The following is a 2,694-nucleotide window of genomic DNA, read 5'->3' on the forward strand; positions in this document are numbered from 1 at the left end:
ATCGCGCCGGCTGTACCCCCAACGGCAGCGCCTACAATGGCTCCCGTGGCTATTATAGGTAAAGTCACCGGTAAAACAGCCACGGGAGCCATTGTAGGCGCTGCCGTTGGGGGTACAGCCGGCGCGATCATTGGCAAGCAGATGGACAAGCAAGCTGAAGAGCTGGAAGCCGAACTTGAAGGCGTTGAAGTAGAACGCGTAGGCGAAGGCATCCAGGTAACATTCGACTCTGCGATCCTTTTTGAAGTGAATTCGTATTCACTTTCCGACGCTTCAAAGCAAAATCTGAACGATTTGGCCCAAAGCCTTTTGGAATATCCGAACACGGAAATTATCATTGCAGGCCATACAGATAGCTCTGGTCCTGAAGACTACAACCAGAAATTGTCTGAGCAGCGTGCTGATGCTGCAGCCACTGTCCTCGTACAGCATGGTGTCCCTGCAAACCGCCTCGGCATCGTCGGACATGGCGAAGCTGAACCAAAGTCGTCAAATGATACAGCGTTTGGCCGGCAGGAAAATCGACGTGTAGAAGTTGCCATTTTTGCATCAGAAGCTTACCGTAGTGAGCTTGAGGCGCAAAATAATTAGTCTTTAAACATCGTCATACAGCAACCTGATGGCTTATTCTGTGTCCTCTTGGATAACTTCCCCCTGGATTTAAACCATTATTCAGTACATTGGGCAGTCAAAGCCGCCTTGCTGTAACACCAATTTGATGCTTATTTTGTGTGTTTCTGGTGCCTACCACTGTAATCGCTCTGGATACATACTAGCAAATAGAGCTTGTTCCGTCTAACAAACCGCTAAACATCAGAGGTTATGAAATCTTTTAATCGCGCCTCTTTGTGTAATCTGAAACACATTGTGCTGTCACTTACTGTACTTGCGTTCGCCTCAGGTACAGCCCTGGCCCAAGAGACCAAAACGGTCATCAAGGAAGGTCAGGAATACAAAATGAAGTACAATGAAGCCCTGGAATTTGCCAAGGCCAAGAATTACAAAGAAGCATACGCCGCCTTCGAAGCCACCCTGCCGCTTGCAGAAGCAGCTGGGGACACAGAAGTAATCAACCGTTCAAGCAAAGTGCTTGCGCAGTTGGACAACTCCTACGGCACACGTGCTTTCAAAGCAGGTAAATTCGAAGAAGCAATTCAGCACCACGAGAAAGGTATCGCGCACAAAAGCGATTACGTGCCTAACCATTATGGTAAAGGCAAAGCCCTCGAAAAACTGGATCGTTGGGACGAAGCCGTTGCACTGCTGAAAAGCGTTATGGAAATGGGCGACCGTAAATCTGCAAACGCGGCAGAAAAAACGATCCGTGGACACTATGTTTACATCGCCTCTTCTAACCTGAGCGAAAACCCAACAAAGTCTACTGCTGAAAAAGCACTGGCAAGTCTGGATGAAATGCTCGGTTATGTTGACGCAGACGCTGATACGTACTACTACCAGGCAGAAGCCAACAAAACCATCGGTAACTACTCAGATGCTATCAGCCTCGCTGATCAGGCCCTGGGTGCACACCGTGGCAGCCGAACCGACAAAGCTAAAATCTACTTTGTCAAAGGCGAAGCGCTGATGTTCTCTGGTTCAAGCGCTGATGCTGCAGAAGCGTTCAACAACGCACTCTACGGCAATTACAAGCCGCTGGCACAGCACTACCTCGACGAACTGAAAGGTGGTGGTTGATACCGCAACACTTGATTTTAAAAACCCGCAACGTGGCTCACGTTGCGGGTTTTTTTGTGGATTTGAATCAAAGGGATACATTTGCCCGCTCTAAAGGAATCCCGCTTGCCCTTCCGTCGTATATGCACCGTCGATTAAATACCGCAGCCCGGACTGGGGCACGGGCAGGATAAAGCCAACGCACTTCTTAATTCCAAGCATTTACCCGGCATCCTCATGACATCAACTGAACACGCTGCAATTTCCGACTCAGCATCCATTGGTAAAAACACAACCATCGGTGCGTTTTGTGTTATCGGCGACGATGTAAACATCGGCAGCGGCTGCCAGATTGGGCACCACGTGGTGATCCACGCGGGCACTGTGATTGGCGACAACGTGCGGGTTGACGATCACACCAGTATCGGTAAGCAGCCGATGCGCTCCCCAAACAGCGCAGTCACTGCAGATAAAATTCAACCACCAGCGATTATCGGCGCACGGTGCCTCGTGGGCGCCAGTGTTGTCATTTATGCCGGCTGCACCCTGGGTGAAAAGGTGCTGGTAGCAGATCTGGCTACCGTCAGGGAAGAGGTCACCATCGGCGACTACACCATCATCGGACGGGGCGTTGCTGTAGAAAATAAATGCACCGTTGGCCGCTACTGCAAGCTGGAAACCAACGTATATCTGACAGCTTATTCTACCGTTGCCGATCGGGTATTTATCGCTCCGGGGGTGCTAACAAGCAACGATAATTTTGTGGGTAGAACGGAAGAACGCTTCAAACACTTCAAAGGCGTAACAATCAAACGCGGCGGCCGCGTAGGCGTTGGTGCAGTAACCTTGCCCGGTGTTGTAATCGACGAAGACGCATTGATTGCCGCCGGCGCTGTACTTACCAAAGATGCAGACCGCGACATCATCTATGCCGGTCTGCCAGCCAAACAATTCAGACAGGTACCTGAAGACCAAAAACTCGACAACCAGGGCTGGAAAGACCACTGAGGCTCAACAGAG

At 50.4% G+C, this 2,694-nt stretch carries 3 protein-coding genes; all 3 read left to right on the forward strand.

Annotated elements, in window-relative coordinates; all coding sequences use genetic code 11:
* The coding region (locus AAF564_26580) for an OmpA family protein (GenBank protein MEM8489139.1) at positions 1 to 591 on the forward strand (591 nt) is incomplete at its 5' end.
* A 231-nt stretch (positions 592 to 822) separates the two neighbouring features.
* On the forward strand, positions 823 to 1,695 hold the full coding sequence (locus AAF564_26585) for a tetratricopeptide repeat protein (protein ID MEM8489140.1): 873 nt from the start codon (positions 823 to 825) through the stop codon (positions 1,693 to 1,695).
* A gap of 216 nt (positions 1,696 to 1,911) precedes the next feature.
* Entirely contained in the window at positions 1,912 to 2,682 is a 771-nt protein-coding gene (locus tag AAF564_26590; protein ID MEM8489141.1) for an acyltransferase, read from the forward strand.
* Positions 2,683 to 2,694 lie beyond the last annotated feature (12 nt).

The organism is Bacteroidota bacterium, assembly GCA_039111535.1.
Lineage (GTDB): Bacteria > Bacteroidota > Rhodothermia > Rhodothermales > JAHQVL01 > JBCCIM01.